We start from the raw sequence: 13,921 nt of genomic DNA on the forward strand, positions 1-13,921 counted from the left end.
GGCCAAACCTGTGTCCGGACTAATCCGTCAGCAGGTGACTCTCGAACCTGACAATATTAGCAAACTCCGCAGCGTCCAGGCTGGCACCGCCGACCAGCAAGCCGTCGACGTCGCGCTCCTTCAGGATCGACGCCGCATTGTTCGCCTTGACCGACCCCCCGTAGAGCAGTCGCGTCTTGGCGGCGACGTCGGCACCGAACAGGGTGGCCAACTCGGCACGGATTGCGGCGCACATTTCCTGCGCGTCCTCCGGGCCGGCGACCTCCCCGGTGCCGATGGCCCAGACGGGCTCGTAGGCGACGACGAGTTCGGCGGCCTGTTCCGGGGTGAGGCCCTCGACGCCCGCGCGCAGCTGGGCGAGCGTGTGGTCGACGTGGGTGCCGGCCTGGCGGATCTCGAGTCCTTCACCCACGCACAGGACGGGGGTGATGCCGTGCCGGAAAGCGGCCTTGGTCTTGGCGTTCAGGACGTCATCGGACTCGTTGTGGATGGTGCGGCGTTCGCTGTGGCCGACCAGGACGTAGCTGCAGCCCAGCTTGGCGAGGAACTGTCCGGAGATGTCACCGGTGTAGGCGCCCGAGTCGAACTGGGAGAGGTCCTGGCCGCCGTAGACGACGTCGAGTTCGTCGCCCTGGACGAGGGTCTGGACACCGCGGAGATCTGTGAACGGAGGGAAGACTGCAACCTCCACCCGGCTGTAGTCGTGCTTGGCGTCGGACAGGGTCCACGCGAGCTTCTGCAGGAGGGTGATGCCCTGGACGTGGTCCATGTTCATCTTCCAGTTGCCGGCGATGAAGGGCTTGCGATCGAATTTACCGTTGGTTGACGTGGTCACATGATCTCCAAGAGTGCTGATGGTATGAGCAGCCGGCAGGGTGCCCGGTCCCTTGCGGACGGGCACCCTGCCGGCTGGATTGCCTGGCGGCTGCTGCTTTAGCGGCCAGTGTTTCTAGCGGTCGGTGTTTCTAGCGGTCGAGGACGCTCAGGCCGGGGAGTTCCTTGCCTTCAAGGTACTCCAGGCTTGCGCCGCCGCCGGTGGAAATGTGGCCGAACTGGTCATCGGCGAAGCCGAGGGTCCGGACCGCGGCCGCGGAATCCCCGCCGCCGACCACCGTGAATGCGTCCGTCTCGGTCAGTGCCTGGGCGATGGCGCGGGTACCGCCGGCGAAGGCCGCGAATTCGAACACGCCCATGGGGCCGTTCCAGAACACCGTCTTGGCGCCCTTGATCCGTTCCGCGAAGGCCGCTGCCGAGTCCGGTCCGATGTCCAGGCCGATGCCCTGCACGCCGAAGCTGCTGGACTCGATGGCGTCGGCAGCAACGGTCTCGTGCTCGGCGTCGGCGGCGAACTTGCTGGCCACCACAACATCGGTGGGCACCACGAATTCCGTGCCGGCGTCCGCGGCGCGCTTCAGGTATTCCTGCACGACCGGGATCTGGTCCTCTTCGAGCAGGCTGCCCGCGACCTTGTGGCCCGCGGCGGCAAGGAAGGTGAACAGCATGCCGCCGCCCACCAGGATCGTGTCCGCCTTGCCGATGAGGTTGTCGATCACGGCGAGCTTGTCCGAGACCTTGGAGCCGCCAAGGACGACGACGTAGGGCCGCTGGGTGTCGGTGGTGAGCTTGCGCAGCACCTCGACCTCCGTGCGGACGAGGTCGCCCTGGTAGGACGGCAGCCGGGTGGCGACGTCGTACACGCTGGCGTGCTTGCGGTGCACTGCGCCGAAGGCGTCATCGACGAACGCGCCGTTGTCGCCGGTGAGGGCGACGAGCTCGTCCGCGAAGGCGCCGCGTTCGGCGTCGTCCTTGGAGGTCTCCCGGGCGTCGAAACGCACGTTTTCCAGGACGAGCACTTCGCCGTCCTGGAGGGCGGAGGACAGCTCCTTGGCCGACTCGCCGACCGTGTCGCCGGCAAGGGTGACCTTGAACCCGGCAAGCTCGGCCAGTCGCGTGGCGGCCGGCTTGAGCGAGTACTTGTCTTCGGGGGCGCCCTTGGGGCGGCCCAGGTGTGCTGTGACCAGCACGCGGGCACCGGCGTCCGTGAGCTTCGCCAGCACTGGCAGGGAGGCCTTGATGCGGCCGTCGTCAGTCACTGTAGAGCCGTCGAGCGGCACGTTCAGGTCACTTCTGACCAGAACGTACCGCCCGCGGACACCATCAGCGATCAGTTCGTTGAGGGTGTGGAATGTCATGAGTCTTACCCTAGCCCAGCTTGGACGCAACAAGCTCCGTGAGGTCCACGAGGCGGTTGGAGTAGCCCCACTCGTTGTCATACCAGGACACAACCTTGACCTGGTTGCCGATCACCTTGGTCAGGCCGGAGTCGAAGATGGAGGATGCCGGGTCGCCGACGATGTCCGAGGAGACAATGGGCTCGTCGGTGTAGGTCAGCAGGCCCTTGAGCTCTTCGCTCTCGGAGGCTGCCTTGAGGGCGGCGTTGACTTCCTCGACGGTGGTTTCGCGCGAAACCGTGACGGTCAGGTCCGTGGCCGAGCCGGTGGGGACCGGGACGCGGATGGCGTAACCGTCCAGCTTGCCCTTGAGCTCCGGCAGGACCAGGCCGATTGCCTTGGCCGCACCCGTGGAGGTGGGGACCATGTTGATGGCGGCGGCGCGGGCGCGGCGGAGGTCGTTGTGCGGGCCGTCCTGCAGGTTCTGGTCGGCGGTGTACGCGTGGATGGTCGTCATCAGGCCGCGCTCGATGCCGAAGGCGTCGTTGACAACCTTGGCCAGCGGGCCGAGGCAGTTGGTGGTGCAGGAGGCGTTGGAGATGATGTGGTGCGCAGCGTCGTCGTACAGTCCGTCGTTGACGCCCATCACGATCGTGATGTCCTCGCCGGAGGCGGGGGCGGAGATCAGGACCTTCTTGGCGCCGGCGTCGATGTGCTTCTGCGCGTCGGCGGCCTTCGTGAAGAAGCCGGTGGACTCGATGACGATGTCAACGCCGAGCTCGCCCCAGGGCAGCTTGGCGGGATCGCGCTCGGCGAGGACCTTCACGGTCTTGCCGTCGACGACGATGTTGCCGTCCTTGACCTCGATGGATTCCGCCAGGCGGCCGCCCACGGAGTCGTACTTGAAGAGGTGAGCGAGGGCTTCCGGGCTCGTGAGGTCGTTGACTGCAACGATCTCAAGGTCGGCGCCCTGTGCGAGGGCGGCGCGGAAGTAGTTGCGGCCGATACGGCCAAAGCCGTTGATGCCAATACGGGTCGTCACGTTTTCAGTCTCCTTGGTGCTCTTGCGAGCACGACTAGTTGAGAAGGCGTTCAAGCCAACTAACAGATCCCGCACGCCATTGGGCAGAGATAATTACCAGATCGGAGGACGACCAGCCACGTTGCTGAAGGCTAACCGCCTTCCGTGATCCATCTTACGTTTAACTGGGACTGCCCCCGCAAGTGCGGGGGCAGTCCGTCCACATTTCGGGCCGAACCGGCCGTAATGTGAGCTTTGTTACAAACAGGAGTCGGTCCTGTCACCCTTACAGCGTGATGAGGCCCGTCGCGTTCTTGCGGGCGGCGTCGAAGCGCTTGGCGACGTCGGCCCAGTTCACGATGTTCCAGAACGCCTTGACGTAGTCGGCCTTGACGTTGACGTAGTCCAGGTAGAAGGCGTGCTCCCACATGTCCAGCATCAGCAGCGGAGTGGTGCCGAGCGCGACGTTGCCCTGCTGGTCATAGAGCTGCTCGATGACCAGGTTGCCGCCGATCGGCTCGTAGGCCAGGAAGCCCCAGCCGGAGCCCTGCAGGCCCAGCGCCGCGGCGCTGAACTGGGCACGGAAGGCGTCGAACGAGCCGAAGGCGTCGTCGATGGCTGCCGCGAGCTCGCCTTCGGGCTTGTCGCCGCCGTCCGGGGAGAGGTTCTTCCAGAAGACGGAGTGGTTGATGTGGCCGCCGGTGTGGAACGCGAGGTCCTTGGAGAGGCGGTTGATGTTGGCGAAGTCGCCCTTTTCGCGCGCCTCGGCCAGCTGGGCGAGGGCGTTGTTGGCGCCGGCCACGTAGGCCGCGTGGTGCTTGCTGTGGTGCAGCTCCATGATCTTCGCGGAGATGTGCGGCTCCAGCGCTGCGTAGTCATAGTCGAGCTGAGGCAATACGTACTCGGTCACAAAATCCTCCAATGTCGTGGACGGGTTGTCCGGTTCGGTAACTCTCGGATTGTGCATCCGGATGCCGGGCATCCGGAAATCTGTTCTTGATTCTAAGGTGACGCTAGTCGTCGAGCATTTCCGGCGTCACATTGGCTTCCGTGCCCGGGATGCCGAGGTCCTGGGCCCGCTTGTCCGCCATCGCCAGGAGCCGGCGGATCCGGCCGGCAATGGCGTCCTTGGTCATGACAGGGTCGGCGAGGCGGCCGAGCTCGTCCAGGCTGGCCTGCTTGTGCGCGACCCGCAGCTCCCCGGCGTACTTGAGGTGGTCCGGGACGTCGTCGCCCAGGATTTCCAGGGCACGGTCCACCCGGGCGCCGGCGGCGACGGCGGCCTGGGCGGAGCGGCGCAGGTTCGCGTCATCGAAGTTCGCGAGCCGGTTGGCGGTGGCACGCACTTCCTTGCGCATGCGGCGTTCCTCCCAGACCATGAGCGCGTCGTGGGCGCCCATGCGGGTCAGCAGCGCGGCGATCGTGTCGCCGTCGCGGATCACCACACGGTCCACTCCCCTGACCTCGCGGGCCTTGGCCTGGATGCCGAGCCGGCGGGCGGCGCCGACGAGGGCCAGGGCCGACTCGGGGCCGGGGCACGTGACTTCCATGGAGGAGGAGCGGCCGGGCTCGGTGAGTGAGCCGTGGGCCAGGAAGGCGCCGCGCCAGACGGCCTCGGCGTCCGCGGCCGATCCATTGACCACTACGGAGGGCAGGCCCCGGACGGGCCGCCCGCGGGTGTCCAGGAGACCGGTCTGGCGGGCCAGGGCCTCGCCATCGCGGACCACGCGCACCACGTAGCGGCTGCCGCGGCGCAGGCCGCCGCCAGAGACGACGATGATCTCGCTCTGGTGGCCGTACACTTCGGCGATGGCGGCACGCAGCCGCCGGGCGGTCGATGCGAGGTCGACCTCGGCTTCGATCACAATCCGGCCTGAGATGATGTGCAGCCCGCCGGCGAAGCGGAGCATGGCCGATACCTCGGCTTTGCGGACCGAGGACTTCTTGATATCCAGACGGGAAAGTTCTTCCTTGACTGATGCTGTCAGTGCCATGGCACCTTTCCTAACTATTCCCGAAAATATCGTGGTACGCCGTCGCCAGCCGCAACGGATCGTGGACCGGACGGCGACCAGACGCCCCCACTTTACCCAAGACCACCTCGGCACCGAGCATTCCGGCCGCCTGCTGGAAGTCGGGCAGGTCCTGGACCGACGCCGGATCGGCCAGGACGACATCGACCGTGAACTCCGGCGCGTACTCGCGCAGCACCCGGAGGTGGTCCGCGGCGGTCATGCCGGCGGTCTCCTTGGTGTCGGTGGCGAGGTTCATTGTCAGGCAGCGCCGGGCCGCCGTGTTGCAGAGGGCCTCGCGCATTTCCGGGAGCAGCAGGTGCGGCAGGACGGAGGTGTACCAGGAGCCCGGGCCCAGGATCACCCAGTCGGCCAGTTCGATCGCGGTCAGGGCTTCCATGCAGGCGGGGGCGTCCTCCGGCAACAGCCGGACGCGTTCGAGGGACCCCGCCACGGCACACTTGGCCTGCCCCGTCAGGGTCTGCAACGCCGTGGTGCCGTCCGGGGCCGTGACCCGGACCTGGCCTTCGATGGTCAGCGGGATGCTGGACATCGGCAGGACTTCGCCGCGTGCGCCGAGGAGGGCGCCGGCCCACTTCAGGCCGGCGACCGTGTCGCCCAGGAGTTCCCAGAGGGTGACGATCAGGAGATTGCCCATGGCGTGCTCGTCGAGGGAGCCGCCGCGGCCCTTGCCGGGGGCAAAGCGGTGCTGCATGACGTCGCGCCAGGTGCGGCCCCAGTCCGTGTCGTCGCACAGCGCGGACAGGGCCATGCGGAGGTCCCCGGGCGGCAGGACGCCGTACTCTTCACGGAGCCGGCCGGAGGATCCGCCGTCGTCCGCGACGGTGACGATCGCGGTGAGTTCGGAGGTGAGAAGCCGCAGGGCGGACAGCGACGCGGAGAGGCCGTGGCCGCCGCCGAGCGCCACTACGGAGGGGCCTTTGTCCTGCTGGCTGGCGAATGCCGCGCTGGCGGGCGGGACGAGGGGCAGCGGCCCGGTCAGCAGCGCCATTATTCGCGGCCCAGGTCCCGGTGCGTGGTGGTCACGGTGACGCGCGGATACTGCGCCAGCCTCCGTGAGAGCTCGACGGCCACCGCGACGGAGCGGTGCTTGCCGCCGGTGCAGCCCACGGCGATCGTGGCGTAGTGCTTGTTCTCACGCCGGTACCCGTCCAGGACCGGTTCCAGGGCCAGGACGTAGCGCTCCACGAAGTCGCTGACGCCCTGCGCTTCCAGCACGTAGTCGCTGACGTCCTTGTCCAGCCCGGTGTGCGGCCGCAGCTGCGGCACCCAATGCGGGTTGGGGATGAAGCGGGCATCGGCCACGAAGTTGGCGTCCACGGGCAACCCGTACTTGAAACCGAAGCTCATGACGTTCAGCCGCAGGGCCACCGGACCGGTCTCGCTGAAGAGCTCGGTGATGGCCGTAGCCAGGCCGTGCACGTTGAGGGAGGACGTATCCAGGACGATGTCGGCCGTGTCCCTCAGCTCACGGACAAGCTCCCGCTCGGCGGCGATGCCGTCGAGGATCCGGCCGCCGCCCTGAAGCGGGTGCGGCCGGCGGCCCTGCTCGAAGCGGCGGACCAGGACGTCGTCGTTAGCATCGAGGAACAGCACGCGGAAGGTTACCCCGGAGGCCTCGAGGGCGCGGAGGGCAGCGCGCATGTCCGCGAACAGGTCTTTGCTCCGGACATCCATCACGACGGCGAGCTTGGACATCGAGTGCGGTGTGCGCGACACCAGCTCCGCGAGCGTGCCGAGCATCTGCGGCGGGAGGTTTTCCACGACGTACCAGCCGTGGTCCTCGAGGGCGTCCGAGGCGGTGCTCCGGCCGGCTCCGGACATGCCGGTCACCACGAGCAGTTCCGCCTCGACGGGTTTGACGGGTGTCATGCCGTCCTCATCCGTCCCGGATCCTGCCGTCGAGTCTGCCATCAGTGAAGCCCCATCTCTGCCTGTGCGTTTGCTGTTGCGGTCAGGTAGCGGCGCGGCCGCGGTGATGCCGCGCCCGTGCCGTTTCCCAAGTCTTTACCCTAGCTAAGTTTGTCGGAGCTAGCTAAGTTTCGAGGATTTCGCCGGTGGTCATGTTGATGGCCGGAACGGTGGCGGCTTCCTCGCCGTCGGCCGTGAAGTGCCGGACGATCGCAGCGGCCAGGGACGGGCCGATCCCCTTGGCGCCGGTGAGTTCTTCCTGGGTTGCCGCTTTGATGCCCTTGACGGAACCGAATTCGGCCAGGAGGGCCTTGCGTTTGGACTCGCCCAGTCCGGGCACGCCGTCCAGCGCGGAGACCGTCATGGCCTTGCCTCGTTTTTGTCGGTGGAAGGAGATGGCGAAGCGGTGGGCCTCGTCGCGGATCCGCTGCAGCAGGTACAGGCCGGCGGAGGCGCGCGGCAGAATCACCGGGAAATCGCTGTCCGGCAGCCACACCTCCTCGAGCCGCTTGGCCAGGCCGACAACGTACACGTCCTCGATGCCCAGCTCGGCCAGCGCCCGGGCGGCGGCGTTGACCTGCGGTTTGCCGCCGTCGACGACGACGAGGTTGGGCGGGTAGGCAAATTTACTCCGCGGGGCCGGCGTCGTGGAGTCCGCGACCGCCGCCGCGGTTGCCGCTTCCAGCGCGGCCTGGTGTGCCGGTTTGGCCGCGGCGGCTGCCTGCTCGCGTTTCTCGTCGAGGTAGTGCCGGAACCGTCGGGTCAGGACGTCGTGCATGGCGGCGGTGTCGTCGGTGGCGGCGGCCCCGGTGACGGCGAACTTGCGGTAGTCGGACTTCTTCGGGAGCCCGTCTTCCACCACCACCATGGAGCCGACCACGTTGGTGCCCTGGACGTGGGAAATGTCGAAACATTCGATCCGCAGCAGCGCCACGGGCAGGTCGAGTGCCTCCTGGAGTTCCTGGAGGGCCTGGGAGCGCATGGTGAGGTCGCCGGCGCGCCGGGACTTGTGCAGTTTCAGTGCGTGCTCGGCATTGTCCCGCACGGTGGACATGAGCGCGGCCTTGTCGCCGCGCTGGGGCACCCGGATATCCACGCGGGCCCCGCGCAGGCCGCTGAGCCATTGCGCGAGTTCGGCGGCGTTGCTGGGTTCGGCGGGCACCAGGACCTCCCGGGGCAGCCTGCCCTGGACGCCGGCTTCCTCGCCGTAGACCTGCTGGAGCAGGTGTTCGACCAGCTCCGGGGTGGTGGAGTCCTCGACCTTTTCCACCACCCAGCCGCGTTGGCCGCGGATCCGGCCGCCGCGGACGTGGAAGACCTGGACGGCGGCCTCGAGTTCGTCTTCGTGGAGGGCGAAGACGTCCGCGTCCGTGCCCTCGGCGAGAACGACGGCGTTGCGTTCGAAGACCTTCTTCATCGCCACGATGTCGTCCCGCAGGCGCGCCGCCCGCTCGTAGTCGAGCTCGGCGACCGCGGCGGCCATCTCGCGTTCCAGCCGGTTCACGAAAGGCTTAGCTTCGCCGCCCATGAAGCTGCAGAAGTCCTCGGCCAGGGCACGGTGGTCCTCGGCGGAGATGCGCCCCACGCAGGGCGCGGAGCATTTGTCGATGTAGCCGAGCAGGCAGGGCCGGCCGCTGGCTTCGGCGCGTTTGAGCACGCCGGCGCTGCAGCTGCGCACGGGGAAGACCCGCAGCAGCGTGTCCATGGTGTCCCGGATCGCACCGGCGGTGTAGGGGCCGAAATACCGGGTGCCCTTGCGCCGGTCGCCGCGGAGCACCTGGACGCGCGGGTACTTCTCCCCCATCGTGACGGCCAGGTACGGGTAGCTTTTGTCGTCCCGGAACATCACGTTGAATCGCGGCGTGAATTCCTTGATCCAGGTGTATTCCAACTGCAGCGACTCGAGTTCGCTGCCCACCACGGTCCATTCGACGCTGCTGGCTGTGTGCACCATGGCGTAGGTCTTGGGCATCAGCCCTGCCGGGTTGGCGAAGTAGGAATTCAGCCGGGAACGGAGGTTCTTGGCCTTGCCGACATAGATGACCCGGCCGTGCGGATCACGGAAGCGGTACACGCCCGGATTGGTCGGAATTTCACCTGTCTGGGGTCGGTAACTCGCTGGATCTGCCACAGTTCCAGTCTACTGAGCCTCCGGGGATGCCGCGGCACCGGCCCGGCCGGGAAGCGCGGCTCCTCCCGCTACTCGACCGACTTGCTCTGGTTGTAGCTGGTGGAGCGTTCCTGGCCGCTCAGTTCCGCGATGGCGTCCATGATGCGGTCGGTGACCTGGCGGCGGGCCGGCAGCGAGTGGTCGGGTCCCGTCTTCTCAAAGTACAGCGGCTCGCCCACCTTCATGGTGAAGTGCTGCGGTTTGACCGCTTTGCTGTCCGCCGGCTGCAGGTGTTCCGTGCCGATCAGGCCCACCGGGATCACCGGCGCGCCCGTCGTGAGGGCGAGCCAGCCGACGCCGGTGCGGCCTCGGTACAGGATGCCGTCGCGGGAGCGGGTGCCTTCGGGGTAGATGCCCACGCCGCGGCCGGCGTCGAGGATGTCCAGCAGCGTCTTCAGCGCCTGGACGCTGGCGGCCTGCTCGCCGCGCTCGACGGGGATGGAGCCCACGGCCTCGAAGAAGGACTTCATGGCCTTGCCCTTGACGCCGCCGGTGGTGAAGTACTCGGCCTTCGCGAAGAACGCCACGGGCCGCGGCATGAGGGCCTGGACAATCACGCTGTCCAGGAAGGAGAGGTGGTTGGGGGCCACGATAAACGGGCCTTCCTTGGGCACGTTCTCCAGGCCGATGACCGTCGGACGGCACGTGGACGATATGAGCCCGCGCGTGGTCCAGCGGATTACGTCAAACATTTCCATCGGTGTGCACCTCGTTCAGGGCTGCGGTCCCCGGGCGTTCGGAGAGTCTTGTGATCGTTGCGTGAAGCGCCGTGGTGGTGTGCACGATCTCGACGGCGCCGGCCGCGTGCAGTTCGCCGTCGGGCGCAAAACCCCAGCCTACGCCGATGCAGTCCAGTCCGTTCGCGGCGGCCCCGGCGACGTCCTGCGCACGGTCGCCCACCATCACGGCATGGCCGGCCGTCGCCGGGACGGCGGCAGCCAGGTCCGAGAGCGCGGCGGCGACGATGCCGGCCTTGCCTTCCGGGACGGAGTCCGTTGCCGCGCCTGCCTCGTCGGCGGCCGAGCCGCGAATGCTGTGGAAGAGCCCGGCGATGCCGTGGTGTTCCAGCACGGTGCGGGCCAGACTCTCCGGTTTCTGGGTGGCGACGGCGATGGGCCGCCCGGCGGCGACGAAGCCTTCGAGCAGGTCGCGGATTCCGGGGTACAGCCGACTCTGCGCGATGCCGGTGGACACGTAGTGCCGGCGATAGATCCGGATGACGTCCGCGAGGAGCGCTGCCGGTACGCCGGCGACTTCCGTGAGGGAATGGCTCAGTTTGGGTCCGACCATCTCGTCCATCCGGGCAGGGCCCGGAACCGGCAGTCCGAGTTCGGTGAGGGCCGCGGCGATTCCGCCCGTGATTCCCCCGGCCGGATCGACAAGAGTGCCGTCGAGGTCGAAGATCACGGGCACTGTTGTATGCGTCACCGGCTTAGTTTCTCACGAGTGCACGGATGCCAGAAATTCGCATACTCCTTCAGGAATACATCAGGGGGTTACGGCAGCCGAATACCTCAGGGGAGTACTTGGCCGTGCCGCAGACCGGGAGCGCTCCGCAGTGGTGCTCCCGGCCCGCACCCACGGCACGGGGTCCGATCTCAGGCGAGGAGCTCGGCGAGGAACGCCGCCGTGTGGCTTTCACTCGACTTTGCGACCTGCTCCGGGGTGCCGGAGGCCACAACCCGGCCGCCGCCCGAACCGCCGTCAGGGCCAAGGTCCACGATCCAGTCGGCGCTCTTGATGACGTCGAGGTTGTGCTCGATGGTGATCACGGTGTTGCCCTTTTCCACGAGGCCCTGCAGCACCATGAGGAGCTTGCGGATGTCCTCGAAGTGCAGGCCCGTGGTGGGCTCGTCCAGGACATAGACGCTGCGGCCGTTGGATCGCTTCTGGAGCTCAGCCGCGAGCTTCACGCGCTGGGCCTCGCCGCCGGAGAGCGTGGTGGCGGGTTGGCCGAGCCGGACGTAGCCGAGGCCGACGTCGACAAGAGTGTTGAGGTGCCGCGCGATCGGGGAGAACGCCGCGAAGAACTCGGCGCCTTCCTCGATGGGCATGTTCAGCACGTCCGCGATCGTCTTGCCCTTGTAGTGGACCTCCAGGGTTTCGCGGTTGTACCGGGCCCCGTGGCAGACCTCGCAGGGGACGTAGACGTCAGGCAGGAAGTTCATCTCGATCTTCAGGGTGCCGTCGCCGGAGCAGGCCTCGCAGCGGCCGCCCTTGACGTTGAAGGAGAACCGGCCCGGCTGGTAGCCGCGGACTTTCGCCTCCGTGGTCTCGGCGAAGAGCTTCCGGATGTGGTCGAACACGCCGGTGTAGGTGGCCGGGTTCGAGCGCGGGGTGCGTCCGATGGGGCTCTGGTCGACGTGCACCACCTTGTCCAGGTGTTCGAGGCCCTGGACGGACTTGTGCCGGCCGGCCACTTGCTTGGCACCGTTGAGTTTGTTGGCGAGCACCTTATAGAGGATCTCGTTGACGAGGGTGGACTTGCCGGAGCCGCTGACGCCCGTGACGGCGGTGAAGAGGCCCAGCGGGAAGGCTGCATCCACGTTGAGCAGATTGTTTTCCTTGGCGCCGACGACTTTGAGCTCGCGCTTCTTGTCGTATTTGCGCCGCTTCTTCGGTACCTCGATGGACTTCCGGCCGGAGAGGTAGTCGCCGGTCAGGGACTCCGTGTTCTTCAGCAGGTCCTGGTACGAACCGGAGTGAACCACCATGCCGCCGTGCTCGCCGGCACCGGGTCCGATGTCCACGACCCAGTCGGCTTCGTGGATGGTGTCCTCGTCATGCTCCACCACGATCAGGGTGTTGCCCAGGTCCCGGAGCCGGGTGAGGGTCTCGATCAGGCGGCGGTTGTCCCGCTGGTGCAGGCCGATGGAGGGCTCGTCGAGGACGTAGAGCACGCCCACGAGCCCTGAGCCGATCTGGGTGGCCAGCCGGATGCGCTGGGCTTCACCGCCGGACAGGGTTCCGGAAGGCCGCTCCAGGTTCAGGTATTCGAGTCCGACGTCGAGGAGGAAGGTCAGCCGGGCCTGGATTTCCTTGAGGACCTGGTGGGCGATCTGCGCTTCGCGGCCCGTGAGGACGAGGTTGTCGAGGAAGTGCGCGCATTCGCGCATGGGCAGCGCGGCGACCTCGGCGATGGACTTGCCGTTGATCAGCACCGAAAGGGACGCGGGGTTCAGGCGTGCACCGTTGCAGGCCGGGCACGGGACCTGGCGCATGTACTCCTCGTAGCGGTCGCGCGCCGAGTCGGAATCGGTCTCGCCATGCTTGCGGTGGACGTACTGCACGACCCCCTCAAAGCCGGTGCTGTACTTGCGTTCCCGGCCGAAGCGGTTGCGGTACTGCACCACGACCTTATGGTCCTTGCCGTGCAGCACGGTCTGCCGGACGTCGGCGTCGAGCTTTTCCCACGCCGTCGTCATGGAGAAGCCGAGTTCCTTTGCGAGGCCGCCCAGCAGCCGGTTCCAGTACTCCGTGGTGGCGGTGCCCAGCGACCACGGCGCAATGGCGCCCTCCGACAGCGAGAGCTCCGGGTTGGGGATGATGAGATCCTCATCGACTTCCAGCTTGGTGCCGATGCCGCTGCAGGCGCTACAGGCGCCGAACGGGTTGTTGAACGAGAAGGAGCGCGGCTCGATCTCGTCGATCGCCAGGGGGTGTTCGTTGGGGCAGGCGAGGTGTTCGGAGAACGCCCTGATCCGCTCGGGGTCGTCGGCGTCGAGGTCGACGAATTCGGCCAGGACGCGGCCCTCCGCCAGGCCGAGCGCGGTTTCGACGGAGTCGGTGAGGCGCTGGCTGATGCCCTCCTTGACCACGAGGCGGTCCACGACCACTTCGATGGTGTGCTTGAACTGCTTGCCCAGCTTGGGCGGATCGCTCAGCTGGACGAGCTCGCCGTCGACGCGTGCCCGCGAGTAGCCCTTGGCGGTCAGTTCCTTGAAGAGGTCGACGAATTCGCCCTTGCGACCGCGGACCACGGGTGCCAGCACCTGGAAGCGCGTGCCGTCCGGGAGTTCGAGCAGCTGGTCAACGATCTGCTGAGGGGTCTGCTTGGCCACGGGCTCGCCGCAGATGGGGCAGTGCGGCCGGCCCACGCGGGCCCACAGCAGGCGCATGTAGTCGTAAATTTCGGTGATGGTGCCCACGGTGGAGCGCGGGTTCTTGCTCGTGGACTTCTGGTCGATCGACACGGCCGGGGAGAGGCCCTCGATGAAGTCGACGTCGGGCTTGTCCACCTGGCCCAGGAACTGCCGGGCGTAGGCGGAGAGAGATTCGACGTAGCGGCGCTGACCTTCGGCGAAGATGGTGTCGAACGCGAGGGAGGACTTGCCGGAGCCGGACAAGCCGGTAAACACGATCATGGCATCGCGGGGCAGGTCCAGGTCCACGTTGCGCAGGTTGTGTTCGCGCGCGCCCTTGACGACGAGGCGCGTCATGTCCGGGCGTTTCAGCTCGGGACGGGACAGGACGGCCTCCCGGGCTGCCAGCGGTTCGACGGCGGACTGGACTTCAACGGCTGGATCTTCAGCTACAGCTTTAGGCACGAATCTAATGCTAATCGAAAACTTCTTCGAAAAACTATTCTGCTCGCCGTGGGGTCCGCCCGGATGTG

11 protein-coding genes are annotated in these 13,921 nt (G+C 67.1%); all 11 read right to left on the reverse strand.

The features are described 5' to 3' along the window. Positions 1-19 precede the first annotated feature (19 nt). The gene (gene tpiA / locus ABD243_RS18140; RefSeq protein WP_344367752.1) at positions 20-835 is read right to left on the reverse strand and encodes a triose-phosphate isomerase; all 816 of its coding nucleotides are present in this window, start codon (positions 833-835) and stop codon (positions 20-22) included. Positions 836-965: 130 nt separating this feature from the next. Then, entirely contained in the window at positions 966-2,192 is a 1,227-nt protein-coding gene (locus ABD243_RS18145) for a phosphoglycerate kinase (RefSeq protein ID WP_344367754.1), read from the reverse strand. 10 nt (positions 2,193-2,202) lie between these two features. Then, positions 2,203-3,213, reverse strand: coding sequence for a type I glyceraldehyde-3-phosphate dehydrogenase (gene gap / locus ABD243_RS18150; protein WP_091247878.1), 1,011 nt, complete (start codon positions 3,211-3,213; stop codon positions 2,203-2,205). A gap of 265 nt (positions 3,214-3,478) precedes the next feature. Beyond that, positions 3,479-4,102 (reverse strand): superoxide dismutase, encoded by a 624-nt coding sequence (locus ABD243_RS18155; protein ID WP_018772998.1) that lies wholly within the window; start codon positions 4,100-4,102, stop codon positions 3,479-3,481. A gap of 103 nt (positions 4,103-4,205) precedes the next feature. Next, positions 4,206-5,186 carry a DNA-binding protein WhiA gene (gene whiA, locus ABD243_RS18160; RefSeq protein WP_091247880.1) on the reverse strand — a complete coding sequence of 327 codons (981 nt, stop codon included), beginning with the start codon at positions 5,184-5,186 and terminating at the stop codon, positions 4,206-4,208. 10 nt (positions 5,187-5,196) lie between these two features. Next, positions 5,197-6,216 (reverse strand): gluconeogenesis factor YvcK family protein, encoded by a 1,020-nt coding sequence (locus ABD243_RS18165; RefSeq protein ID WP_344367755.1) that lies wholly within the window; start codon positions 6,214-6,216, stop codon positions 5,197-5,199. Beyond that, positions 6,216-7,139, reverse strand: a complete 924-nt coding sequence (gene rapZ / locus ABD243_RS18170) for an RNase adapter RapZ (protein WP_344367757.1) — start codon at positions 7,137-7,139, stop codon at positions 6,216-6,218. The genes ABD243_RS18165 and rapZ overlap by 1 nt, the downstream gene beginning before the upstream one ends. Before the next feature lie 121 nt (positions 7,140-7,260). Continuing rightward, the gene (gene uvrC / locus ABD243_RS18175; RefSeq protein WP_091247886.1) at positions 7,261-9,267 is read right to left on the reverse strand and encodes an excinuclease ABC subunit UvrC; all 2,007 of its coding nucleotides are present in this window, start codon (positions 9,265-9,267) and stop codon (positions 7,261-7,263) included. A gap of 68 nt (positions 9,268-9,335) precedes the next feature. Then, positions 9,336-10,004 (reverse strand): lysophospholipid acyltransferase family protein, encoded by a 669-nt coding sequence (locus tag ABD243_RS18180; RefSeq protein ID WP_344367758.1) that lies wholly within the window; start codon positions 10,002-10,004, stop codon positions 9,336-9,338. Beyond that, positions 9,991-10,734, reverse strand: a complete 744-nt coding sequence (locus tag ABD243_RS18185) for an HAD hydrolase-like protein (protein WP_344367759.1) — start codon at positions 10,732-10,734, stop codon at positions 9,991-9,993. Before ABD243_RS18185 ends, ABD243_RS18180 begins: the two co-directional genes overlap by 14 nt. A gap of 170 nt (positions 10,735-10,904) precedes the next feature. Then, entirely contained in the window at positions 10,905-13,853 is a 2,949-nt protein-coding gene (uvrA, locus tag ABD243_RS18190) for an excinuclease ABC subunit UvrA (protein ID WP_116765749.1), read from the reverse strand. Positions 13,854-13,921 lie beyond the last annotated feature (68 nt).

Origin of the sequence: Arthrobacter humicola (assembly GCF_039531445.1) — a bacterium.
Classification (GTDB): Bacteria; Actinomycetota; Actinomycetes; order Actinomycetales; family Micrococcaceae; genus Arthrobacter; species Arthrobacter humicola.

Bases quoted from the DNA above. Each gene is read 5' to 3' on its own strand.
- ABD243_RS18145 (WP_344367754.1), bottom strand. From the start codon at position 2,192: ATGACATTCCACACCCTCAACGAACTGATCGCTGATGGTGTCCGCGGG.
- whiA (WP_091247880.1), bottom strand. From the start codon at position 5,186: ATGGCACTGACAGCATCAGTCAAGGAAGAACTTTCCCGTCTGGATATC.
- ABD243_RS18165 (WP_344367755.1), bottom strand. From the start codon at position 6,216: ATGGCGCTGCTGACCGGGCCGCTGCCCCTCGTCCCGCCCGCCAGCGCG.
- rapZ (WP_344367757.1), bottom strand. From the start codon at position 7,139: ATGGCAGACTCGACGGCAGGATCCGGGACGGATGAGGACGGCATGACA.
- ABD243_RS18180 (WP_344367758.1), bottom strand. From the start codon at position 10,004: ATGGAAATGTTTGACGTAATCCGCTGGACCACGCGCGGGCTCATATCG.